Annotated in this window: 25 protein-coding genes; 14 read left to right on the top strand and 11 right to left on the bottom strand. The window is 67.4% G+C overall.

Annotated features, from left to right (window positions below):
• The first annotated feature begins 27 nt into the window (after window positions 1-27).
• Together hppD and hmgA are read left to right on the top strand one after the other, a co-directional pair.
• Window positions 28-1,140: a 4-hydroxyphenylpyruvate dioxygenase gene (gene hppD / locus AC5P7A_RS09910; protein ID WP_014648684.1), complete on the top strand. Its 1,113-nt coding sequence runs from the start codon at window positions 28-30 to the stop codon at window positions 1,138-1,140.
• Window positions 1,141-1,225: 85 nt separating this feature from the next.
• Entirely contained in the window at window positions 1,226-2,524 is a 1,299-nt protein-coding gene (hmgA, locus tag AC5P7A_RS09905; protein ID WP_032957134.1) for a homogentisate 1,2-dioxygenase, read from the top strand.
• 84 nt (window positions 2,525-2,608) lie between these two features.
• Here the strand turns inward: hmgA and AC5P7A_RS09900 are convergent, their stop codons facing one another.
• Complete coding sequence (locus AC5P7A_RS09900) at window positions 2,609-3,151, bottom strand: hypothetical protein (RefSeq protein ID WP_100450712.1); 543 nt, start codon at window positions 3,149-3,151, stop codon at window positions 2,609-2,611.
• Between the two features lie 125 nt (window positions 3,152-3,276).
• Between AC5P7A_RS09900 and AC5P7A_RS09895 the strand changes: the two genes are divergently transcribed.
• Both AC5P7A_RS09895 and AC5P7A_RS09890 read left to right on the top strand, forming a co-directional pair.
• Window positions 3,277-3,933 (top strand): hypothetical protein, encoded by a 657-nt coding sequence (locus tag AC5P7A_RS09895; protein ID WP_032957138.1) that lies wholly within the window; start codon window positions 3,277-3,279, stop codon window positions 3,931-3,933.
• Window positions 3,934-4,005: 72 nt separating this feature from the next.
• Window positions 4,006-4,965: a sodium:calcium antiporter gene (locus tag AC5P7A_RS09890; RefSeq protein WP_014648680.1), complete on the top strand. Its 960-nt coding sequence runs from the start codon at window positions 4,006-4,008 to the stop codon at window positions 4,963-4,965.
• 74 nt (window positions 4,966-5,039) lie between these two features.
• On the opposite strand, the gene AC5P7A_RS09885 is transcribed toward AC5P7A_RS09890, so the two are convergent.
• The 8 genes from AC5P7A_RS09885 to AC5P7A_RS09850 all read right to left on the bottom strand — a co-directional run bounded on the left by AC5P7A_RS09885 (window position 5,040) and on the right by AC5P7A_RS09850 (window position 12,855).
• The gene (locus AC5P7A_RS09885; protein ID WP_014648679.1) at window positions 5,040-5,429 is read right to left on the bottom strand and encodes a Na+/H+ antiporter subunit G; all 390 of its coding nucleotides are present in this window, start codon (window positions 5,427-5,429) and stop codon (window positions 5,040-5,042) included.
• Window positions 5,426-5,710, bottom strand: coding sequence for a K+/H+ antiporter subunit F (locus AC5P7A_RS09880; protein WP_006399171.1), 285 nt, complete (start codon window positions 5,708-5,710; stop codon window positions 5,426-5,428). Before AC5P7A_RS09880 ends, AC5P7A_RS09885 begins: the two co-directional genes overlap by 4 nt.
• Window positions 5,707-6,213: a Na+/H+ antiporter subunit E gene (locus AC5P7A_RS09875; RefSeq protein ID WP_032957141.1), complete on the bottom strand. Its 507-nt coding sequence runs from the start codon at window positions 6,211-6,213 to the stop codon at window positions 5,707-5,709. Before AC5P7A_RS09875 ends, AC5P7A_RS09880 begins: the two co-directional genes overlap by 4 nt.
• Entirely contained in the window at window positions 6,210-7,745 is a 1,536-nt protein-coding gene (locus AC5P7A_RS09870) for a monovalent cation/H+ antiporter subunit D (RefSeq protein ID WP_495220093.1), read from the bottom strand. The genes AC5P7A_RS09875 and AC5P7A_RS09870 overlap by 4 nt, the downstream gene beginning before the upstream one ends.
• Window positions 7,742-8,134, bottom strand: coding sequence for a Na+/H+ antiporter subunit C (locus AC5P7A_RS09865; protein WP_005419863.1), 393 nt, complete (start codon window positions 8,132-8,134; stop codon window positions 7,742-7,744). The genes AC5P7A_RS09870 and AC5P7A_RS09865 overlap by 4 nt, the downstream gene beginning before the upstream one ends.
• Window positions 8,134-10,962 carry a monovalent cation/H+ antiporter subunit A gene (locus AC5P7A_RS09860; protein WP_049440037.1) on the bottom strand — a complete coding sequence of 943 codons (2,829 nt, stop codon included), beginning with the start codon at window positions 10,960-10,962 and terminating at the stop codon, window positions 8,134-8,136. Before AC5P7A_RS09860 ends, AC5P7A_RS09865 begins: the two co-directional genes overlap by 1 nt.
• Before the next feature lie 333 nt (window positions 10,963-11,295).
• Window positions 11,296-11,781, bottom strand: a complete 486-nt coding sequence (locus tag AC5P7A_RS09855) for an Mpo1 family 2-hydroxy fatty acid dioxygenase (RefSeq protein ID WP_014648674.1) — start codon at window positions 11,779-11,781, stop codon at window positions 11,296-11,298.
• Between the two features lie 147 nt (window positions 11,782-11,928).
• Window positions 11,929-12,855: a phosphoribosylaminoimidazolesuccinocarboxamide synthase gene (locus tag AC5P7A_RS09850; protein WP_014648673.1), complete on the bottom strand. Its 927-nt coding sequence runs from the start codon at window positions 12,853-12,855 to the stop codon at window positions 11,929-11,931.
• 144 nt (window positions 12,856-12,999) lie between these two features.
• Here AC5P7A_RS09850 and AC5P7A_RS09845 point away from each other — a divergent pair, with 144 nt between their 5' ends.
• From AC5P7A_RS09845 to AC5P7A_RS09800, 10 genes are all read left to right on the top strand, one after another.
• On the top strand, window positions 13,000-13,329 hold the full coding sequence (locus AC5P7A_RS09845) for a J domain-containing protein (RefSeq protein WP_005411327.1): 330 nt from the start codon (window positions 13,000-13,002) through the stop codon (window positions 13,327-13,329).
• 57 nt (window positions 13,330-13,386) lie between these two features.
• The gene (rpe, locus tag AC5P7A_RS09840) at window positions 13,387-14,064 is read left to right on the top strand and encodes a ribulose-phosphate 3-epimerase (RefSeq protein ID WP_006474082.1); all 678 of its coding nucleotides are present in this window, start codon (window positions 13,387-13,389) and stop codon (window positions 14,062-14,064) included.
• A 12-nt stretch (window positions 14,065-14,076) separates the two neighbouring features.
• The gene (locus AC5P7A_RS09835; RefSeq protein ID WP_014648672.1) at window positions 14,077-14,559 is read left to right on the top strand and encodes a GNAT family N-acetyltransferase; all 483 of its coding nucleotides are present in this window, start codon (window positions 14,077-14,079) and stop codon (window positions 14,557-14,559) included.
• 223 nt (window positions 14,560-14,782) lie between these two features.
• Entirely contained in the window at window positions 14,783-15,712 is a 930-nt protein-coding gene (gene yegS, locus AC5P7A_RS09830; RefSeq protein ID WP_495220092.1) for a lipid kinase YegS, read from the top strand.
• 299 nt (window positions 15,713-16,011) lie between these two features.
• Entirely contained in the window at window positions 16,012-17,487 is a 1,476-nt protein-coding gene (trpE, locus tag AC5P7A_RS09825) for an anthranilate synthase component I (protein WP_014648670.1), read from the top strand.
• Between the two features lie 67 nt (window positions 17,488-17,554).
• A complete protein-coding gene (locus tag AC5P7A_RS09820; protein WP_197604955.1) occupies window positions 17,555-18,340 on the top strand; it encodes an SIMPL domain-containing protein in 786 nt (261 codons plus the stop codon).
• A gap of 2 nt (window positions 18,341-18,342) precedes the next feature.
• On the top strand, window positions 18,343-18,930 hold the full coding sequence (locus AC5P7A_RS09815; protein ID WP_014038739.1) for an anthranilate synthase component II: 588 nt from the start codon (window positions 18,343-18,345) through the stop codon (window positions 18,928-18,930).
• A 16-nt stretch (window positions 18,931-18,946) separates the two neighbouring features.
• On the top strand, window positions 18,947-19,978 hold the full coding sequence (trpD, locus tag AC5P7A_RS09810; RefSeq protein WP_111205885.1) for an anthranilate phosphoribosyltransferase: 1,032 nt from the start codon (window positions 18,947-18,949) through the stop codon (window positions 19,976-19,978).
• A gap of 74 nt (window positions 19,979-20,052) precedes the next feature.
• The gene (gene trpC / locus AC5P7A_RS09805) at window positions 20,053-20,847 is read left to right on the top strand and encodes an indole-3-glycerol phosphate synthase TrpC (RefSeq protein WP_032960709.1); all 795 of its coding nucleotides are present in this window, start codon (window positions 20,053-20,055) and stop codon (window positions 20,845-20,847) included.
• Entirely contained in the window at window positions 20,844-21,560 is a 717-nt protein-coding gene (locus tag AC5P7A_RS09800) for a haloacid dehalogenase-like hydrolase (protein ID WP_005419826.1), read from the top strand. Before trpC ends, AC5P7A_RS09800 begins: the two co-directional genes overlap by 4 nt.
• 112 nt (window positions 21,561-21,672) lie before the next feature.
• On the opposite strand, the gene AC5P7A_RS09795 is transcribed toward AC5P7A_RS09800, so the two are convergent.
• Both AC5P7A_RS09795 and crp read right to left on the bottom strand, forming a co-directional pair.
• Window positions 21,673-22,434 carry a sulfite exporter TauE/SafE family protein gene (locus tag AC5P7A_RS09795; RefSeq protein WP_010482650.1) on the bottom strand — a complete coding sequence of 254 codons (762 nt, stop codon included), beginning with the start codon at window positions 22,432-22,434 and terminating at the stop codon, window positions 21,673-21,675.
• Window positions 22,435-22,496: 62 nt separating this feature from the next.
• On the bottom strand, window positions 22,497-23,186 hold the full coding sequence (gene crp / locus AC5P7A_RS09790; protein WP_010482649.1) for a cAMP-activated global transcriptional regulator CRP: 690 nt from the start codon (window positions 23,184-23,186) through the stop codon (window positions 22,497-22,499).
• Between the last annotated feature and the right edge of the window lie 45 nt (window positions 23,187-23,231).

Here is a 23,231-nt window from a genome sequence, read left to right as displayed (position 1 = left end):
GATGCGGTACCGATTCGGAGCCACGCCATGAATACCGCAGTCCCGACCGCCTCGCATCCCAACCCCGGCATGCAGGTCACCACCTTCGAGAACCCGATGGGCATCGACGGCTTCGAGTTCGTCGAATTCGCCGCCCCGGCCGGCCGTGGCCAGGAGCTGCACGAGTACTTCCGGAAGATGGGCTTCAGCGCGGTGCTCAAGCACAAGCAGCGTCCGATTACCGTCTATCGCCAGGGCGACGTCAACTTCCTGGTCAACGAAGACCCCGATTCGTTCGCCGCCGACTTCGCCGAAAAGCATGGCCCCTGCGCCTGTGGCTTTGCCATCCGCTTCAAGAAGCCGGGCCAGGAGGTCTACCAGACCGCGCTGGGCAACGGCGCCGAAGCCATCGCCTTCAAGCCGGACAGCAAGGCGGTCAGCGCGCCGGTCATCAAGGGCATCGGCGACTGCATGCTGTACCTGGTCGACCGCTATGGCAGCGCCGGCAGCATCTACGACGGCGACTACGAGCCGATCGCAGGGGCCGACCTGCACCCGTTCGGCTTCGGCCTGACCTTCATCGACCACCTGACCCACAACCTGTACTTCGGCAACATGCAGCAGTGGTCGGACTACTACGAGCGCCTGTTCAACTTCCGCGAGATCCGCTACTTCGACATCAAGGGCCTGAAGACCGGCCTGGTGTCCAAGGCGATGACCGCACCGGACGGCATCGTGCGCATCCCGCTGAACGAATCGTCCGACCCGAAGAGCCAGATCAACGAGTACCTGGACGCGTACAAGGGCGAGGGCATCCAGCACATCGCCTGCTTCACCGAGAACATCTACGAGACCGTCGAAGCGATGCGCGCGCAGGGCGTGGATTTCCTCGACACGCCGGAAACCTATTTCGACGTGATCGACCAGCGCGTGCCGAACCACGGTGAAGACGTGGCGCGCCTGGCCAGGAACAAGATCCTGATCGACGCCGATCCGGAAACCCACCAGCGCAAGCTGCTGCAGATCTTCACCCAGAACTGCATTGGCCCGATCTTCTTCGAGATCATCCAGCGCAAGGGCAACGAAGGCTTCGGCGAAGGCAACTTCACCGCGCTGTTTGAAAGCATCGAGCGCGACCAGATCCGCCGCGGCGTGCTGTAAGGTCCGCAGGCAATGTCGGCGTCCCGCCGGCATTGCCTGTCCGAATGGTAGTGCCGGCCGCTGGCCGGCAATCTCTGGAGTTCCCATGTCCCCCGCCATCACCGCCCGCGGCTACCAGTCCGGCTTCGGCAACGAATTCGCCACCGAGGCCGTCGCCGGCGCGCTGCCGGTCGGGCAGAACTCACCGCAGAAGGTGGCCCACGGCCTGTACGCCGAACAGTTGACCGGCACCGCGTTCACCGCGCCGCGCGGCAGCAATCGCCGCAGCTGGCTGTACCGGATCCGCCCGGCGGTGACCCATGGCGAGTTCACTCCGTTCGCGCAGTCGCAGCTGCAGTGTGATTTCGGCGCACAGCCGGCTTCACCGAACCAGCTGCGCTGGAGCCCGCTGCCGTTGCCGGAGCTGCCGACCGACTTTGTCGAAGGCCTGTACACGATGGGTGGCAACGGCTCGCCCGACGCGCATGCCGGCGTGGGCATCCACCTTTATGCTGCCAACCGCGACATGGTCGGCCGCTACTTCTACGACGCCGACGGTGAACTGCTGATCGTGCCTCAGCTGGGCGCACTGCGCCTGCTGACCGAGCTGGGCGTGATCGAGATCGAGCCGCAGCAGATCGCGGTGATCCCGCGCGGCGTGCGCTTCCGTGTCGAACTTCCCGATGGCCCTAGCCGCGGTTACATCTGCGAGAACTACGGCGCGCTGCTGAAACTGCCCGACCTTGGCCCGATCGGTTCCAACGGCCTGGCCAACCCGCGTGACTTCGAGACCCCGCACGCGGCGTTCGAGGATGTCGATGGCGATTTCGAACTGATCGCCAAGTTCGAGGGCCGCCTGTGGCGCGCGCCGATCGACCATTCGCCGCTGGACGTGGTGGCCTGGCACGGCAATTACGCGCCGTACCGCTACGACCTGCGTCGCTTCAACACCATCGGTTCGATCAGCTACGACCATCCGGACCCGTCGATCTTCCTGGTGCTGCATTCGCCCAGCGACACACCCGGCACCAGCAACATGGACTTCGCGATCTTCCCGCCGCGCTGGCTGGTGGCGCAGAACACGTTCCGCCCGCCGTGGTTCCACCGCAACATCGCCAGCGAGTTCATGGGCCTGGTGCATGGCGCCTACGACGCCAAGGCCGAAGGCTTCGTGCCGGGTGGCGCATCGCTGCACAACTGCATGAGCGGTCATGGCCCGGATGCGCCGACCTTCGACAAGGCCTCCAATGCCGATCTGTCCAAGGCCGATGTGATCAAGGACACGATGGCCTTCATGTTCGAGACCCGCGCGGTGATTCGCCCGACCGCGCAGGCGCTGGCCGCCGGCCATCGCCAGGGCGATTACCAGCAGTGCTGGAACGGCCTGCGCAACAACTACCGCTGACCCGAAAAAGGGGACGGAGGGGATTAAGCCGCAATCAGCACACGTGTGCCTGAAACGACTTAATCCCCTCCGTCCCCTTCTTCTTCAGGCGGCCTCGGTGAACGCTTCGCAATGCTCCAGCGGCAGCGCTTCCAGCAGGCGTTGCCGCACACGCTGGCAATAACCCTCCGAGGTCAGCCCGGGCAGCATCTGCATCGCCGAGTGCAGCACCTGCAGTACTTCACTTTCGGCGCGCGCCTGCTGCAGGTCGCGGAACAGCGCCGCCGCCTGCGGGTGGCGCTGCATTTCCAGGATGCCCAGTACATAGATGCGCGCGGCCACCAGCGAGCGGCGGCGCTCGCTGCCGGTTGCGGGTGCAGCCGGTGCCGCCGCCGGCGTGGTGGGTGCCGGTGCTGCCGCGTCTGCGGGTGGTGGCGGTGCGGCTGTGGCGCCGGTACCGGTGCTCAGGTAGCCGGCCTGCACCAGCTGGATGACCATGGCGGGCGCGTCCTGGCCGAGCAGGCCGGTCAGGTCGGCGATGCTGCGCTGGCCGTCGCACAGGATCAGCAGCCGGCGCTGGCGCATGTCCAGCGGCGCGCGATGGGCCTGCAGCGCGGTTCGGGCGAGTTCGGTCTTGCGCGGTTGCATGGAAGGGACAGCCAAGTCGGTGCACGCCGAGCCTGAACGAAGGCGATGAAACCGCGATGACAATGCAGCGCCTGCACACGGGATGGGCTAGCGTGCAGCCATCTTCGTGCCAGGGAACCGCACCGATGAAGCACCTTCCGCTTGCTGGTCTGTTGCTCCTTTCGCTCACCGCCTGCAGTGCTGGCCCCGACAAGCAGGGGGCGGCCGGCAGTGGCAGCGACACCCCGGCCGAAACCGCCTCGGCGACCGGGCCCGCGCAGTCGGCGGATCCCGACCTGGCCGCCCGCCCGGCCAACGACCTCCGCAAGGACAGTCCAGCGCGCCTGGACGGCTTCGGCGGTGCAACGCTGGGCGCCGGCATCGCCGAGGTCCGCAGCGGCTTCGGCACGCCGCTGCAAGGACTGGGCACCGACGCCAATGGCAAGCCCCTGCCGGCCGACGACAGCAACGACGGCTGCTACTTCCTGCGTCCGCAGGGCGCCGAAGACCCTCGCCTGATGATCGAGGCACGCAAGCTGGTGCGCTATGACGTGCGCAGTGCGGCGATCGTCGCTCCGGGCGGCGGCAAGGTCGGCATGACCCTGGGCGAGCTGCAGGTGCTGTACCCAGAGCGCGCGGACGTCGGTCCTGACAAGTACGACGAGAAAGCGCAGCACCTGCGCGTGCGGCCAGCGCAGGAAGGCGGGGCGGTCATCGACTTCGCGCTCGGCGCCGATGGTCGGGTCAGCGCCTGGCGCGTCGGCCAGACCCCGCAGGTCGATTACGCCGAAGGCTGTGGCTGATCCTTGATCCACCGCCCAGCCATGCGCTCGGGCCAAGCGTAGAATCGCGCCACCACTGCTGGGGAGTGCTCGATGATCGCCATTGCCATTGCCTGGTTCCTGCTCGGCCTGCTGTTGCTGGCGCTGGGCGGGGATTCCATCGTCAAGGCCGTGTCCGGCCTGGCCCAGCGCTTCGGGGCCAGCCCGTTCACTGCCGGGCTGCTGCTGCTCGGGGTGACCACCTCGTTGCCGGAACTGGCGGTCAATGCGCGCGCGCTGGCGGTCGGCCAACCGGAGCTGGCACTGGGCAATGCCGTGGGCAGCAGCATCGTCAACCTGGGCTTCACCCTGGCGGTGGCAGCCATCGCCGCGCCCCTGTTGCTGCGCGCGCGCCTGCAGACGGTGCTGTGGTGGTCGCTGCTGGTGGCCGGCGTGCTGCTGGTCCTGTTCGGGCTGGATGGTCGCCTGGCGCGCTGGGAAGGCGGCGTGCTGGTGGCAGGCTTCATCGTCATGCAGGTGCTGCTGCTGCGCCGCGGCCGCGTTGAGCGTGCCGAGGTGCAGGCGGCCATCGCCGAGTCCGCCCTGAGCCGCACCAGCCTGCCGTTGAACGTGCTGCGGGTGCTGATCGCAGCGCTGACGCTGTACTGGGGCGCGCGCCTGGTCGTGGGCGCCGCCGCTGACTTCGGTGCCGCGCTGGGCTGGACACCGCTGCTGGTCGGCCTGCTGCCGGTGGCGATCGGCACCGCACTGCCGGAGGTGGCAACCGCAATTGCTGCCGCGCGTCGCGGCCACGGCGACATGGTGCTTGGCCACGTGCTGGGCTCCAGCGTGGTCAACCTGCTGCTGGTGATCGGGGCGATGGCGGTGTTGCAGCCGTTGGCGTTGCCGGCCTCGTTCGTGCGCCTGGAACTGCCGGCACTGCTGGCGTTCGCCCTGGTGCTGTACCCGATGCTGCGTGGCGATCTGAAGATCAGCCGCAGTGAGGGCGGAATCCTGCTGGTCGCGTTCGCCGGCTGGTTCGTGCTGGAGCTGCTGCTGGTCGGCGCGGCATGAGGTAGTTCCGGCCGCTGGCCGGCAACCTCACTGCCTCTGACGGAACCCTTGCCACTGCCGGCCAGCGGCCGGCACTACCGGTTCTGTGTGGCTTCCTCTTCCCGCGCCGGTTCCGGCGGCGGAAGCTGTTCCTCGGCAGCCGGCTCGTTGCCCGGCAGGCTGGGACGGGTTTCCATCAGCAGCGACAGCGCCGCCTTGGCCATCATGTGGGCGCTGATCGGCGCGGTGATGAACAGGAATACGGTGATCAGCAGCTCGCGCGGCTGCGGGTCCTGGCCCAGGAAGATGTGGTAGCAGACCGAGCACACCAGCACGCAGCCCACGCCCAGCGTGCTGGCCTTGGTCGGCGCGTGCAGGCGCTTGAAGAACGTGGACAGCTTCACCAGCCCCAGTGCGCCGACCAGGATGAAGAAGCAGCCGAACAGCAGCAGGATCGACAGGCCGATCTGGATCGCGGTGATCATTCGACGATGTCCCGGCGCAGCACGAACTTGCTCAGCACCACGGTGCTGCCGAAGCCGAGCATGGCGATGACCAGTGCGGCTTCGAAGTAGATCGCGGAGTTGAGGTACATGCCGAACAGCATCAGCTCGGCAATGGCGGTCACCGACAACGTGTCCAGTGCGAGGATGCGGTCGGGCACGGTCGGTCCGCGCAGCAGGCGCCAGGTGGCCAGCAGCATGGCCAGGCCGACCACGTGCATGCACACCACCAGCGTGGTCTGGATGATCTGGAATCCAGTCATGGGAAGATCTCCATCAACGGCGCCTCGTAGCGGCGCTTGATCGTATCGATCAGGTCCTGTGGGTCCTCCAGGTGCAGCACGTGCACCAGCAGGAACTTGCGGTCGTCGCTGAGCGCGGCCGAGACCGTGCCCGGGGTCAGCGTGATCATGCTGGTCAGCGCCGCGATGCCGTGGATGTTGGCGATGTCCAGCGGCAGCCAGATGAAACCGGGGTGAATCTTCTTCTCCGGGCCCAGCACCTGCAGGGCCACGCGGATGTTGGACATCAGGATGTCCCACAGGGTCACGCATACCAGCTTGGGCAGCGGCCGCAACGTGCCGATGCGCGCGAACTCGCGGTCCAGGCGTGCGGCGAACAGCGGCACCACCACGCCCAGCACCAGCCCCAGCACGATCTGGCCGAGGGTGAAGCTGTCGGACATCAGCAGCCAGAATGCCACCACCATGATGCTGAGCATCGGCGAGGGAATCAGGCGACGGAACAGGGAGCGCTGGGCGGTCATGGCTGGCGGATCTCCGGTGCGGTCGCGCGCAGCTGCTGCACGTACTCGCTGGGTTGCAGCAGCTGTGCGGCGGTGGCGTCGGTGTAGCGCATCAACGGTGCAGCGGCCAGGGTCATGGCGATACCGTAGGCCAGCAGGATGCACGCGGCGTACAGCTCCACCCGGCGCAGAGGAGCCTTGCGCGGCTTCGGTGCCTCCGGATCGACAGGCGGCACGCGCCAGAACAGGCGGATGCCGCCGCGGGTCAGGCCCATGATCACCAGCAGGCTGCTGACCAGCACCGCGGTCCAGACCGGAGCGGTGTACTGCGCCGGCATGCCGGCCAGCAGTACGGCCTTGGCCAGGAAACCGGACAGCGGCGGCAGGCCGGCCACCGACACCGCGCCGATCAGGAACAGCACGGCGGGTGTCTCCTTGCCCGGCATCGGCGCGACCACTTCCTTGCGGTCGCTGGCACCGCCGCGACGACGGCGGATCAGGTCGGCGATCAGGAACAGCGCGGCGGCGACGAAGCTGCTGTGCGGCAGGTAGTACAGGCCGGCCGAGAGCACCTGCGGTGTGCCGACCGAGAAGGCGATGAACAGCGTGGCTGCCGACACGATCACCAGGTAGGAGATCAGCACGCGCAGGCGGGTCGCGGCGAGGGCGCCCAGGCCGCCCAGCACCAGCGTCGCCACACCGGCCCACAGCAGCCAGTCACGGCCGTAGCCGGCCATCGCGCCGGCATCGTCGCCGAACCACAGCATCTGGATGCGCAGCACCGAGTACAGGCCGACCTTGGTCATGATCGCGAACAGCGCAGCCACCGCCGCCGGTGCGCGCGAATAAGCTTCCGGCAGCCACAGGTACAGCGGCATCAGGGCGGCCTTGGCGCAGAACACCAGCAGCAACAGGCCCATCGTCGCCTTCACCAGGGTCAGCTGCGCCGGCGGTACCTCGGCGATGCGCTGCGACAGCTCGGCCATGTTCAGCGAACCCAGCGTGGCGTACAGCAGGCCCAGCGCGATCAGGAACAGGGTCGAGGCGGTGACGTTGAACACCACGTAGTGCAGGCCGATGCGCATGCGCAGGCCACGGCCACCACTGAGCAGCAGGCCGTAGGAGGCGATCAGCATCACCTCGAAGAACACGAACAGGTTGAAGATGTCGCCGGTCAGGAACGCACCGTTGAGGCCGACCAGCTGGAACTGGAACAGCGCATGGAAGTGCGGTGCGCGGCGGTCCCAGCCCGAACAGGCGTGCAGCAGGCAGGGAATGGCCAGCAGCAGGGTGGTCAGCAGCATCCACGCCGACAGCCGGTCGGCCACCAGCGCGATGCCCAGCCGCGACGGCCAGTCGCCCAGCAGGTAGACGTTGATATCACCGCCCGCGGTCGACGCGAACAGCAGGCCCACCGCCAGCGCCAGCGCCGACAGCGCGGTCCAGGCCACCGCGCGCTGCACCCTGGGGCCATAGCGGCGGTGTTCGACGAACAGCGACAGTGCCGCACTCAGCAGCGGAATCAGGATCGGCAGGATCACCAGATGGTTCATGCGCGGTCCTCGCCCTGGCGTGGCGGCACGCGCTCATCCTGCAGGTCGTCATCCGGCTCGTGGGCGTCCACATGGTCGCTGTGGTTGTCGCTGCGGCTGCGCATGGCCAGCACGATGCTCACCGCGGTCATCGCGAAGGCGATCACGATCGCGGTCAACACCAGCGCCTGCGGCAGCGGGTCGGTGTAGTTGCCCAGGTGGCTGTCCACGCCTTCCTGCAGTACCGGCGCCTTGCCCAGCACCACGCGGCCACCGGCGAAGATCAGCAGGTTGGTCGCATAGGACAGGAAGGTCATGCCGAGGATCACATCGAAGCTGCGCGCACGCAGCAGCAGGTAGATGCCGATGGCGGTCAGCACGCCGATCGCGGTAGCCAGGGCCAGTTCCATCAGTGCATCTCCCCGGTGCGTGCCGAGCGGCGTTGCAGGTCGATCTCACCCTTGCGGGCGGTACGGGTACGCGATGGCTTGATCGTGCCCATCATCGACAGCATCAGCATGGCACCGCCGAACACCACCAGATAGACGCCGATGTCAAAACCAATCGCACTGGCCAGCGGCACGTCGCCGATCAGCGGCAGGTGCAGGTCGAGGTGGCCGCTGGTCAGGAACGGCACGCCGAACAGCATCGACGCGCTGCCGCTGAGCAGGGCGATCAGCAGGCCCATGCCGATGCAGCGGATGTAGTCGAAGCCGAAGCGCGACTCCACCGACGCGGTGCCCTGGATCACGTACTGGATCAGCAGCGGCACCGCCAGCACCAGGCCGGCGATGAAGCCGCCACCCGGCGCGTTGTGGCCGCGCAGGAACAGGAAGATCGACACGGTCAGGGTCAGCGGGAACATGATCTGGGCCAGGTCGGCCGGCACCGGCAGCTTGATCGGCGGGCCGGGCATGATCTGCTCCGGCGCCATCCGCGTGCGCCGCAGCAGGGCATGCACCACCAGCGCGGCGATGCCGAACACGGTGATCTCGCCGAAGGTATCGAAGCCGCGGAAGTCGACCAGGATCACGTTGACCACGTTCTGGCCATAGGCCTCGGGCAGGGCACGGGCGAGCAGCTCGCCGGCCATGGTGTTCGGCGGCAGGGTCATCGCGGAATAGGCCAAGGCGCCAAGTCCGGCACCGGCGATGATCGCGATCACCGCGTCACGGCGCTTGCGCCAGCGCGGCCGCTCCGGCCCGGACTGCGCAGGCAGGTAGTTCATGCCCAGCAGCATCAGCACCAGGGTCACCATCTCCACCAGCAGCTGGGTCAGGGCCAGGTCCGGCGCGGACAGGAACACGAAGGTCAGCGCCACCATCAGGCCGACGCCGCCGACCAGCAGCACCGCCAGCAGGCGCTGCTTGTAGATACGCAGGGTAGCCACCGCGCAGGCCATCATCACCAGCCACAGCGCCCAGCCCAGCAGCGGGATCGGCTGTGGCCTGGTCCAGTTCGGCGAGGCGGGGTTGGCCACGAACGGCGCGGCGGCGGCCACGATCGCCACCAGCACCAGGCCCAGCAGCATGCGCTGAAGGCTGCCGTTGGCGATGCCGTTGGTCAGGCGCATGGCCAGTGCGGAGATCGCGTCCAGCTGCGCATGGAACACATTGCGGCCAGTGCTGACGTTGGTCACGGCGTGCAGGTTGATCAGCTTGCGCAGGCCGAAGTACAGCGCCACGCCGCCGATCACGCCGATCGCGCTCATCGCCAGCGGCAGGTTGAAGCCGTGCCATACCGCCAGGCTGTACTCGGGCATGGCGTCGCCGAGGATCGAGGCCGCAGCGGCGTGCAGCACCGGCGCTACGGTCAGTGCCGGTGCCACGCCCACCGCCACGCAGATCACCACCAGCAGTTCCACCGGCACCTTCATCCAGCGCGGCGGTTCGTGGGGCACGCGGTCCAGGTCGTGCGGGCCGGGGCCGAAGAAGGTGTCGTGCACGAAGCGCAGGCTGTACGCCACCCCGAATACGCCCGCCAGCAACGCTGCGATCGACACCGCCGTGCGCATGATTCCCGGGCCGCCGGCCGTGATCGCTTCGGCGAACAGCATTTCCTTGGACAGGAAGCCATTGAGCAGGGGGATGCCAGCCATCGCCAGCGAGGCGATGATCGCCAGCGCGCTGGTGAACGGCATCAGCCTGCGCAGGCCTCCCAGCTTGCGCATGTCTCGGGTACCGGTCTCGTGGTCGATGATGCCGGCGGCCATGAACAGCGAGGCCTTGAAGGTGGCGTGGTTGAGGATGTGGAACACGCCGGCCACCACCGCCATCGGCGTGGACAGGCCGAACAGCAGGGTGATCAGGCCCAGGTGGGAAATGGTCGAGTACGCCAGCAGGCCCTTCAGGTCATGCTGGAAGATCGCATTCCAGGCGCCGATCAGCAGGGTCAGTGCGCCGATGCCGCTGACCGTGTAGAAGAACAGGTCGCTGCCGGCCAGTGCCGGATGCAGGCGCGCCAGCAGGAACACGCCGGCCTTCACCATGGTGGCCGAGTGCAGGTAGGCCGAGACCGGGGTCGGCGCCGCCATCGCGTGCGGCAGCCAGAAGTGGAACGGGAACTGCGCGCTCTTGGTGAAGATGCCGGCCAGTACCAGGAACAGGGCGTAGGGGTACAGCGCGCTGGCGCGGATCTGCTCGCCAGCGGCCAGCACCACGTCCAGGTCGAAGCTGCCGACGATGCGGCCGATCAGCAGCACGCCACCGAGCAGGGCCAGGCCACCGCCACCGGTGATCACCAGCGCCATGCGTGCGCCTTCGCGGGCGTCCTGGCGGTGCGACCAGAAGCCGATCAGCAGGAACGAACTGATGCTGGTCATTTCCCAGAAGATCATCAGCAACAGCAGGTTGCCCGACAGCACCATGCCCAGCATGGCGCCCATGAACAGCAGCAGGTAGCAGTAGAAGCGGTGCGCGTTGTCCTGCTGGCTCAGGTAGTAGCGCGCATACAGCACCACCAGCGCGCCGATGCCGAGCACCAGCCCGGCGAACATCCAGGCCAGCCCGTCCAGTCGCAGGGTGAAGTCCAGCCCGATCTGCGGCAGCCAGGGCACCAGGGTGCGGACCACCTGGCCATCGAGCACCGACGGGGTCAGCCAGCCGAGGATGGCCAGCCCGCCCAACGGCGCCAGCGCCGCCAGCCAGGCAGCAGTCGAGCGCGAACTACGGGGGAAGGCCGCAACAGCCGCTGCCATCAGGAACGGCAGGGCCAGCAGCAGGGGCAGGCTGGGGAGCATGCAGGGAATCCATGATTCACGAGCAGGTCAGGGAGGATAACAGGCTGCGAAATGTCGCCGAAACCCATCGAACAGCGATCAATTGCATGTAACGTTCGCTGATTCATTTTTTCTGCGATGCAACATCACATTCCTGCATCCCTTCCCTGGCTGCCCTCGGGGGACACCCTACGCCCACGCAGGGAGACCGCAGGCCCTGTCGCACAGGGGCTGCCGTCGACGGGCGGGCAATGGGGAGCGGATCACCGGCGCAGGCTGGCAGGGCTCCCGTGGACTACGGGTGACGGAATCCGCCCGTTCAGGAAACGACGGCCGCTGTCGGCCGCCGCCAGGTCAGTAGCGCCAGTCCAGCTTGCGGTAGAACTTGGCCATCACCCAGGCCGGGCCGATCAGCAGGTAGGTCAGGTCGGTCAGGAAGCTGGGCTTGCGGCCCTCGAATTTGTGGCCGATGAACTGCGCGATCCAGGCCACCACGAACACGCCCACCGCCAGCCAGCGCAGGGCCTGCAGGCCGATCTCGGCCTCCAGCAGCCGGCACAGGCAGCCGAACACGAAGAACTGGATGAGCATGCCGATGCCCAGCGGGCGCGACAGCTTGTTGTAGAAGCACCACGCGCTGAACATCGCCAACGCCGACCAGATGCCGTACTGGAACCAGGTGATCAGCGGCGGCAGGCACCACAGCAGGGCCACCACCGACCACAGGATCGCCGGGACCGCCACCACGTGGATGCGCTGGTTGATCACATTGCGGTGGTCGTCGGAGTAGCTGGCGAAATAGCGGTCGATCGGCCGCGCAAGCTGGGTGGATGTCTGCATGCTGCGTCGCTTCCTCGGGCAACGGTAGTGCCGGCCGCTGGCCGGCACTCCAGAGCATAGCCGAGTTCGCGAGGTTGCCGGCCAGCGGCCGGCACTACCGCGATCAGAGCGCCCCCCGCCTTTCCGGCCGGGGGGGACGCGGGGGGATCAGTCGACGCTGATCCCGGCCAGGCGCTGCAGCGCCTCGGCGTACTTGGCGCGGGTGCGCTCGATGATCTCGGCCGGGATGCTCGGGCCCGGGGCGGTCTTGCCCCAGTCCAGCGTCTCCAGGTAATCGCGCACGAACTGCTTGTCGTAGCTCGGCGGGCTGGTGCCCACTTCGTATTCGTCGGCCGGCCAGTAACGGGAGGAATCCGGCGTCAGCATCTCGTCCATGATGTACAGGCGGCCATCGGCGTCGGTACCGAACTCGAACTTGGTATCGGCCAGGATGATGCCGCGCTCGCGGGCGTAATCGGCCGCGAACTTGTAGATGCGCAGGGTGGCGTCGCGCACGCGCTCGGCCAGTTCCGCACCGACCTGCTTCACCATCGCATCGAAATCGATGTTCTCGTCATGGTCGCCGACGGCGGCCTTGGTCGAGGGGGTGAAGATCGGCTCCGGCAGCTGCTCGGCCTGGCGCAGGCCGTCGGGCAGGTCGATGCCGCTGACCTTGCCGGTGCGCTGGTAGTCCTTCCAGCCGCTGCCGATCAGGTAGCCGCGGGCGATCGCTTCCACCGGCACCGGCTTCAGCTTGCGGGTGACCACCGCACGCTTGGCGTACAGGGCTGGGTCCACGCCTTCGGGCAGCACGCTGGCCACGTCGATGCCGGTCAGGTGGTTGGGCATCAGGTGCGCGGTCTTGGCGAACCAGAAGTTGGAGACCTGGCAGAGCATCTCGCCCTTGCCCGGAATCGGGTCAGGCAGGACCACGTCGAACGCCGACAGGCGATCGGTGGCGACCATCAGCAGGTACTCGCCCGGCGGGGTTCCGGCTGGCAGCCGCTCGCGCGGGATATCGAACACATCACGCACCTTGCCGCGATGGCGCAAGGGCAGGCCGGGGAGATCGGATTGCAACAGCGTGGTTGGCACGGGCACTCCTGGGGCGTTGTCGATACGGCTGCTGCCCAACGGACCCGGCGGGCCCGCTGACCAGCGGGCGGCCTAGTGTAAAGCGGTCCGGGCCCGCTGTGACGTAAAATGAGCGTCCATTTCGTCGGTCGACCCCGGAGCGCCATGCGCTGGTACGGAAAACTGCTCGGATTCATCGCCGGCGCCCTGCTGTTCCGGCCCAATCCGCTGTTCGGCGCGGTGGTCGGCCTGTTGATCGGCCACGCCTTCGATTCGGACTGGTTCCGCCTGAACAAGGAGAACCCGTACCGGGAGCTGGGGCTGACCTCCGAGGCCACCGATGCCGAGGTCGAGCGCGCCTACCGCAAGCTGATCTCGCAGTACCACCCCGACAAGCTGGGCGGTGCCGCCCCCGAGCTGCAGCAGCAGGCCGAGCAGAAGTCGCGGCGGATCAATGCCGCCTACGACCGCATCAAGACCCTGCGCAAGCGCTGATTCCAGAGTCCCGCCTGCGGGCGGGAGAACCTTTTCCCCGTTCCGAAGGCCCCGGCCATGTCCAACTGCCTCATCGCCCCCTCCATCCTGTCCGCCAACTTCGCCCGCCTCGGCGAGGAAGTCGACAACGTCCTCGCCGCTGGCGCGGACTGGGTCCACTTCGACGTGATGGACAACCACTACGTGCCGAACCTGACCATCGGCCCGATGGTCTGCCAGGCGCTGCGCAAGCATGGCGTCACCGCGCCGATCGACGTGCACCTGATGGTCGAGCCGGTGGATCGCATCATCCCGGACTTCGCCGAGGCCGGTGCCACCTACATCAGCTTCCACCCGGAGGCGAGCCGCCACGTGCACCGCACCATCCAGCTGATCCGCTCGCTGGGCTGCAAGCCGGGCATCGTGCTCAATCCGGCCACTCCGGTGGACATCCTCGACTGGGTGCTGGATGACCTGGACCTGGTGCTGCTGATGTCGGTCAACCCGGGCTTCGGCGGCCAGGCCTTCATCCCCTCGGCGCTGGACAAGCTGCGCGTGGTGCGCAAGATGATCGATGCCAGCGGCAAGGACATCCGCCTGGAGATCGATGGCGGCGTGAAGGCCGACAACATCGGCGAGATCGCCGCTGCCGGCGCCGACACCTTCGTCGCCGGTTCGGCCATCTTCAACGCCAGGACCAGCTACCAGGATGTGATCGCGCAGATGCGCGCCAACGTCGCTGCGGCACGGGGCTGAGCCATGAGTACGGTGGCCGTGTTGAACATCCGCCCGGCCACCGTCGCCGATGCGGGACTGATCCTGCATTTCATCCGCGAGCTGGCCATCTACGAGAAGGCCGAGCATTCGGTGCAGACCGATGAGATCGGCATCGCCGAGAGCCTGTTTGGTCCCGATGCCACGGCACGCGCACTGATCTGCGAAGCCGACGGCGAGGCCATCGGCTATGCGGTGTATTTCTACAACTATTCCACCTGGCTGGGCCGCAAGGGCATCTACCTGGAAGACCTCTACGTCAGCCAGGAAAAGCGCGGTGCGGGCGCCGGCAAGGCACTGCTGAAGTACATCGCGCGCCAGGCCGTGGCCGAGGGCTGCGGCCGTTTCGAATGGTCGGTGCTGGACTGGAACACCCCGGCCATCGAGTTCTACACCGCTGCCGGTGCCAAACCGCAGGACGAGTGGACCGTGTACCGGTTGCAGGGCCAGGCGCTGCACGATTTCGCCAACGGGTGAGATGACGTGCATCCACGCTTGGCGTGGATCTACTGCTGGGCAAAAAAAAGCCACGCCAATCACTGGCGTGGCCTCGCTGCATGCGTGGGAGGCTGATCCTGCCTCCATCCATCGTCCCTGCTATGGCCTTCCATTCTCCAGCAACTGAATGACACCTGCGTGACATTCACCGCGGGCAAACAGCGCATTGCTAGCCTGTGCCCCCCCCCCCTGGAAGTACCGCATGACCACCCCGCGCTGGCGCCTGATCCTCAATGGCAAATCCGCAGGCAACGAGGAACTGCGCGAGGCTGTCGGCCATTGGCGCGGGCAGGGCGTGCAGCTGGACGTGCGGGTGACCTGGGAGGACGGTGACGCCGAACGCTACGTGGCCGAGGCCATCGATCATGGCGTGGACGTGATCGTTGCCGCCGGTGGCGATGGCACGCTCAGCGCGGTGGCCGAAACCCTGGCGCATCGTGAGGAAGCGGCGGATGCGCTGCCCTCGCTGGCGCTGATCCCGATGGGGACCGCCAACGATTTCGCCACGGCTGCGGGTATTCCGACCGAGCCTGAGGGCGCGTTTGCGTTGATCGGACAAACCACGCCGCGTGCCGTCGATCTGCTGCGCGTGGATGCCGATGGCACGCCCTGGTGGTGCGCCAACCTCGCCAGCGGTGGCTTCGGCACGCAGGTGACGGTGGAGACCGATGCCGGCCTGAAGAAGATGCTGGGCGGGCTGGCCTATGTGATCACCGGCATCGCCAAGCTGGGCCGCATCGAGCCGATCACCGCGCGGCTGTCCGGCCCGGATTTCGCGTGGGAAGGCGACTTCATCGCCCTGGGCATCGGCAATGGCCGGCAGGCCGGCGGTGGCCAGCAGTTGTGCCCGCAGGCCGTGATCGACGATGGGCTGCTGGATGTCACCGTGCTTCCGGAACTGGAAGGTGAGGTCACCGCCACGCTCGGCCAGATGCTGAAGTCGGGCACCCAGGCGGCGCTCGAACAGCTGGCCACGCGCGCGCGGCTGCCGTGGCTGCAGATCGACGCACCGAAGGCGCTGACCCTCAACCTGGACGGCGAACCGGTGCAGGCCCGCCAGTTCCGCATCGCGTGCGTGCCGGGCAGGGTGCGGATGCACCTGCCGACCGGATGCCCGTTGCTGGCCGGGTAGGGGGTAAAGTCGACTGTTGGTCGACTGCTTTTCGTTCCGACGGCGTAAAACCCCGCGCTACGCGCGCAAGTCGACCAACAGTCGACTCTACCGGTCCGCGTCGTTGGTTCCCGTGGCCGGCCCCGCCCGTCCCGTGGTTCAGTTTCCCAGGGTTCCCCTCCCGCCCCGGCTGCGATACAGTCAGGGGGTGTCCAGCCTGACGACCCCGCATACCCTTTCTTCCGCACGCCGTTGGTGGCGATGGTGGCCCGTTGCCGTCGTCCGCCCCCATAACGCTGTGTCCCGGAAGGAAAGTCGTCTTGAACTCGCACGCTCAGTTTCAGCAGCAGGCCGCTGAAGGCCACACCCATATTCCCGTCGTCCGTGAAGTGCTGTCCGACCTGGACACGCCGCTTTCGGTCTATCTGAAGCTCGCCGACGGCCCCAATACCTACCTGTTTGAATCCGTCGAAGGCGGCGAGCGCTTTGGTCGTTACTCGATCATCGGCCTGCCGGCGCGTCGCGTGTACGCCTTCCATGGCCACACGCTGACCGTGCGCGAAGACGGCCAGGTGGTGGACACCCGCGAAGTGGCCGACCCGTTCGCCGAGGTCGAGGCGCTGCGCAGCGCCCACTCGGTGCCGAAGCTGGAAGGCCTGCCGGGCTTCACCGGTGGCCTGGTCGGCTGGTTCGGTTTCGAGTGCATCGGCTACATCGAGCCGCGCCTGGCCCCGCCGGCCGGCCGCGATGAGCTGGGCACGCCGGACATCCTGCTGCTGGACTCCAACGAGCTGGCGGTGTTCGACAATCTCAAGGGCCGGCTGTACCTGATCGTGCACGCCGACCCGCGCGTCGAGGGCGCCTTCGAGCAGGCCCAGGCGCGCCTGGATGCACTGACTGCCAAGCTGCGTGCACCGGGCGCCGGCTATCCGGCGCCGCTCAACAGCGACGTGCTGGACGAGTCCGACTTCGTCTCCGGTTTCACCCGCGAAGGGTTCGTCGATGCGGTCCAGCGCAGCAAGGAATACATCCGCGCCGGTGACATCTTCCAGGTGGTGCTCAGCCAGCGCCTGAGCGTGCCGTTCAAGGCGCGCCCGGTGGATGTGTACCGCGCGCTGCGTGCACTGAACCCGTCGCCGTACATGTACTTCCTGGATGTCGGCGACCTGCAGGTGGTCGGTTCATCGCCGGAAATCCTGGTACGCCTTCAGGATGGCGAAGTCACCGTGCGCCCGATCGCCGGCACCCGCCCGCGTGGCGCCACGCCCGAGCTGGACCTGGCGCTGGAAGCCGAGCTGCTGGCAGATCCGAAGGAACGCGCCGAGCATCTGATGCTGATCGACCTCGGCCGCAACGATGCCGGCCGCGTCTCGAAGGCAGGTACCGTGGAGGTGGGCGAGCAGTTCGTGATCGAACGCTACAGCCACGTGATGCACATCGTCAGCGAAGTGACCGGGCAGCTGCAGCCGGGCCTGAGCTATGCCGACGTGCTGCGTGCCACCTTCCCGGCCGGCACGGTCAGCGGCGCGCCGAAGATCCGCGCGCTGGAAGTGATCCGCGAGCTGGAACCGATCAAGCGCAATGTCTACGCCGGCAGCATCGGCTACATCGGCTGGCATGGCGATGCCGATACCGCGATCGCGATCCGCACCGCGGTGATCAAGGATGGCCGCCTGTACGTGCAGGCCGGTGCCGGCATCGTCTACGACTCGGACCCGGACAAGGAATGGGACGAGACGATGAACAAGGGCCGCGCGCTGTTCCGCGCCGTCGCCCAGGCCGCCAAGGGCCTGTGATCCTCCCCGTGCCGTGGCCTGCGCCGCGGCACCTTCCGCTGTTCCCATTCAAGACAAGGAGTACCGCATGAAGCTGCTGAGCGCATTGCTGTGGTCGTCACTGCTGGCCACGATGGCCCCGTCTGCGTGGGCGCAGGCCAACACGATTCCCTCGCAGCCGCACCTGCTGGTGAAGGGGCAGGGCAGCCGCACGGTGATGCCGGACCGGTTCGGCCTGCAGTTGAACATCGAAGAGACCGACATGGACGCCGACGCCGCGCGCCGCCGCGTGCAGGACAACGTTGCCCGCGTGCTGGCACTGTTCAAGCAGCACAAGGCGGTGGAGGGCAGCGTGCGTGCGGACAACCTGCGGATCGGCCCGGCCACGCGCTATGAGCAGAGCCGGCAGGTCTTCATCGGTACCCGCGTATCGCGCCAGCTGCGTGCCAGCTTCGCCAGCGTGAAGGCGATGCAGGATGTGCTGGGGGCGTTGAAGGCCAACGAGAACGTACAGGTGAGCAGCCTGGCGCCGACCTATTCGGGCGAAGTGGCGCTGCGCCGCGAACTCAAGGGCGAGGCAGCGGCCCAGACCCGCGAGTCCGCGCTGGGCCTGGCCAAGGCCTATGGAACAAGAGTGCGTGGCCTGTACAGCATCTCCGATGTGGCGCCGGACTTCGCCTACGGCATCCGGGCCGGGCAATGGCCGCAGCAGGGCGAGGACGGCGGGGACCTCGACAGGATCTCGGTGACCGGCAGCTACGCGCCCGCCTCCGCGCCCGCGCCCGCGCCCGCTGAGCCCGAATCCATTGAAGCCGGCCCCATCACCTACACCGAAAACGTGTACGCCATTTTCCTCATAAGCGACGGAACCTGACCATGTTGTGGATGATCGACAACTACGACAGCTTCACCTACAACCTCGTGCAGTACCTGCAGACGCTGGGCGCCGAGGTGAAGGTGGTGCGCAACGATGCGATGAGCGTGGACGAGATCGCCGCGCAGAAGCCCGAGCGCATCGTCATCTCGCCCGGCCCGTGCACGCCCAACGAAGCAGGCGTGTCGCTGGAGCTGATCCAGCGCCTGGGCCCGACCACGCCGATCCTCGGCGTCTGCCTGGGCCACCAGGGCATCGGCCAGGTCTACGGCGGCACGGTCATCCGTGCCGGCAACATCATGCACGGCAAGACCTCGCCGATCCGCCATGAAGGCAAGGGCGTGTTCGCCGGCCTGCCAGACCGCTACCAGGCCACCCGCTACCACTCGCTGGTGGTGGACAAGAACAGCCTGCCCGATGTGCTGGAAGTGACCGCCTGGACCGAGAACGACGACGGCTCGATCGAAGAAATCATGGGCCTGCGCCACCGCCAGTTCCCGGTGGAAGGCGTGCAGTTCCATCCCGAATCCATCCTCACCGAACACGGCCACGCCCTGCTGCGCAATTTCCTGCAGCGTCCGGCGGCCTGATACAAGGAGCATTCCCATGAGCTTCTCCCCCCAGGAAGCCCTGCATCGCACCATCGAACACCGCGAAATCTTTTTCGACGAAATGGTCGACCTGATGCGGCAGATCATGCGCGGCGACGTCTCGCCGATGATGACCGCGGCGATCCTGACCGGGCTGCGCGTGAAGAAGGAGACCGTGGACGAAATCGCTGCGGCGGCCGCCGTGATGCGTGAATTCGCCCGGCCAGTGCCGGTGGCCGATACCTCCAACCTGGTTGATATCGTCGGTACCGGTGGCGATGGCTCGCACACCTTCAACATCTCCACCTGCTCGATGTTCGTCGCGGCCGCCGCCGGCGCGCGCGTGGCCAAGCATGGCAACCGCAGCGTGTCTTCCAAGTCCGGCAGTGCCGACGCGCTGGAAGCGCTGGGCGCGGTGATCGAACTGCAGCCGGATCAGGTGGCCGCCGCCATCGAGCAGACCGGCATCGGTTTCATGTTCGCGCCGATCCACCATCCTTCGATGAAGGTCGTTGCGCCGGTACGCCGCGAGATGGGCGTGCGCACCATCTTCAACATCCTCGGCCCGCTGACCAATCCGGCCAGCGCGCCGTCGGTGCTGATGGGCGTGTTCCATCCCGATCTGGTGGGCATCCAGGCCCGCGTGCTGCGCGAGCTGGGCACCGAGCGCGCCATGGTGGTCTGGGGCCGCGACAACATGGACGAGATCTCGCTGGGTGCCGGCACGCTGGTGGGCGAACTGCGCGACGGCAAGGTGCGCGAGTACGAGATCCACCCGGAGGACTTCGGCATCGCCATGTCGGCCAGCCGCAACCTGCGCGTGGACAGCCCGGAGCAGTCCATCCAGATGCTGCGCGCGGTACTGGACAATGAGCCCGGCCCGGCGCTGGACATCGTTGCGTTGAATGCCGGCGCCGCCCTGTACGTTGCCGGCGTGGCCAGCGACATCGGCGACGGCCTGGCCCGCGCCCGTGCCGCCATCGCCAACGGCAGTGCCCGCCAGCGCCTGCAGCAGTATGTTGAGACCACCCGTGCGCTGGTTGCCTGAGCGCGCGGTTCAGCCTGACCCCGTCGATGGCCGATAATGGCCGTCCTCACCGCCCCCGCACCGAACCGAAGACGATGAGCGACATCCTGCAGACGATCCTGGCCCGCAAGGCCGAAGAAGTGGCCCAGCGCCGCGCCCAGCGCCCGCTCGAGGCGCTGCAGGCCGCCGTGGCCGGCGCCCCGCCGGTACGTGGCTTTGTGCGCGCCTTGCAGGCGGCGGTGGCCAACGGCGATCCAGCGGTGATCGCCGAGGTGAAGAAGGCCAGCCCGTCCAAGGGCGTCATCCGCCCGGACTTCCGCCCGGCCGACATCGCCGTCAGCTACGAGTTCGGCGGCGCCAGCTGCCTGTCGGTGCTGACCGACGTGGACTTCTTCCAGGGCGCCGACGCCTACCTGCAGCAGGCGCGCGAGGCGTGCACGCTGCCGGTGCTGCGCAAGGACTTCGTCATCGACGCCTACCAGGTGTACGAGGCACGCGTGCTGGGCGCCGACTGCATCCTGCTGATCGTCGCCGCGCTGGACGACACCCAGCTGGCCACGCTGTCCGAACTGGCGCTGTCGCTGGGCATGGACGTGCTGGTGGAAGTGCACGACATCGACGAGCTGGAGCGTGCGCTGCAGGTGCCGGCGCCGATGATCGGCATCAACAACCGCAACCTGCGCACGTTCGAAGTGTCGCTGCAGACCACGCTGGACATGCAGAACGCGGTGCCGCGTGACCGCCTGCTGGTCACCGAGAGCGGCATCCTTGGCCCGCAGGACGTGGCGCTGATGCGTGACGCCGGCATCCATGCCTTCCTCGTCGGCGAAGCCTTCATGCGCGTGGAAGAGCCGGGCGAGGGCCTGCGTCAGCTATTCTTCGCGGCATGACAACGCACTATCCAACGCCGCGCGAGGATGCGCCGCTGGTGGTCTTCGACTTCGACCACACCCTGTACGACGGCGATTCGGGCACCCACCTGTTCGCCTCGCTGATCAAGCGCAACCCGCTGCGCATGCTGGCGGCGCTGCTGGTCACGCCGATCGCCGGGCCGATGGTGGCGATGCTGCCGACCCGTCGCGCGGGCATCTCGGTCTATGTGTGGATCGGCAGCTTCGGCCTGCACCGTGCGCGTGACTTCAACAAGGTGATCGACGCCTATGTGCTGCGCAACCAGGCGCAGATGCGCGCCAAGCTGCTGCCGCAGGCGCTGGAGGTGTTCGCCGCGCACCGCGCCAAGGGCGACCGCGTGGTGGTTGCCACAGGTGCGCCGCCGGAGCTGGCGCGCGCGATCCTGGCTTTCGTGGCCCACCAGGACGTACCGGTGATCGGCACCGAGGTCGGCCCACGGCTGGGCGGCGTCGGCCCGACCCGCCACTGCCACAATGAAGAGAAGATGCGCATGCTGCGCGAGCGCGGCTACGGCGACATCGATATCGCCTATTCCGACAGCACCGCCGACCTGCCGCTGCTGCTGGCGGCCAAGGCGCCGGTAGTGGTGAACCCGAAGCCGGGCCGGGTGGCGTTCTTCCGCCGCGTGCTGCCGGCGGGCACCCGCATCCTCAACTGGGGTTGCGTGGACCGGGGCGGCGACAAGGCCTGATCCCGCCGCACGGTGATGGATCTGCCGGCCAGCGGCCGGCACTACCCTTCTCCGTCGCGGTTGTGCCGGCGCTTCTCTGTCCCGGTAGTGCCGGCCGCTGGCCGGCAAACGCTCAGCGGTACAGGTGCCCGTACACCGCGTGGCCAATCTGGAACAGGCTGATCCCCAGCACCAGCACGCCGACGGCCACCAGCACCCAGCGCTCCTTCACCCGCTTGACCAGGATGGCGGCTACCGGCGCGGCCATCATGCCGCCGATCAGCAGGCCGGCGACGATCTGCAGGTGCTGCACCCCCATCGACAGCAGGAAGGTCGCCGACACCGTCAGCGTGACCACGAACTCCGCCGCATTGACCGTGCCGATCGTGGTGCGCGCCTGGCCACCCCGGGCGAGCAGGGTGGACGTGGCGATCGGCCCCCAGCCGCCGCCACCGCTGGCGTCGAGCAGGCCCGCGAAGAAGCCCAGCACCGGTACCCGGCGGATCTCGCCCTTGGGCATCCAGCGTCCGGCCGCGCGGGCCAGGATGATGATCGCCAGCACCAGCAGGTACAGGTAGATCAGTGGCCGGATGATCTCGCCCGGGATCTGCGTGAGCACGTACGCGCCCACGGCACCGCCCACCGCGCCAGGCAGGGCCAGGCGCAGGAACAGGCGCTTATCGACATTTCCGGCTGCGAGGTGCGACACACCCGAGGCGCCAGTGGTGAACACTTCAGCGGTGTGGATGCTGGCGCTGACCTGCGCCGGGGGCAGGCCCATGCTCAGCATCACCGACGAAGACACCAGGCCGAACGCCATGCCCAGCGCGCCGTCGACCAGCTGTGCGCCCAGGCCGATGAGGATGAACCACCAGAATTCGCTGCTCAGTTCCATGCCCCGAGCCTAGCGCGCGAAGGAGTGCGGACCAAGGTCCGCACCCACCGGGTGCTCAACGGTCAACGGGTGCCGTACAGCACCACGGTCTTGCCACGGGCATGCAGCAGGCCGTCGGTCTGCAGCTTCTTCAGCACGCGGCCGGCCATTTCCCGCGAGCAGCCGACCAGGCGTGCCAGCTCCTGGCGGGAGACGCGCAGCTGGCTGCCCTGCGGATGGCTCATCGCCTCCGGTTCCTGCGCCAGGTCGTGCAGGGTGCGCACGATCCGGTCGGTAACGTCCAGGAATGCCAGGCGGCTGGCCTTGCGGCTGGTGTCGAGCAGGCGCTTGGAGATCTGCTGGCCCAGCGCGTACAGCAGGCGCGGGGCGTCGGCCGACAGCGGGCCGAGGAACAGCTGATGCAGGCGCTCGTAGCTGATTTCAGCCAGCTCGCAGGCGGTACGGGTCCGCAGGATCACCTCGCGGCGGTCCGATTCGACGAACAGGCCCATCTCGCCGACGAACTCGCCGGCACCGAAGTAGCCCAGCACAAGCTCGCGATCGTCATCTTCCTCGGCCATGATCGAAACCGAGCCGCTGATGACGTAATACAGGGTTCCCGCCGGGTCACCGGGTCGGAAGACGTCGGTACGGGTGGGATATCGCCGCCTGTGGCTGTGCGCCAGGAAACGATCGATTGTGGCGATATCCAGGGCCAGTGGACTGCTAGCTAGGCGCACGGTTGACACGATAGGGGCGCTCCCTCTGCGCATGAACGGATTCACGGGGTCGATAGCGGAGCTTAACCAGCGCAATTG

The organism is Stenotrophomonas sp. YJH_SMC_65 (assembly GCF_059369475.1).
This window is presented reverse-complemented; position numbering and strand designations above follow the sequence as displayed.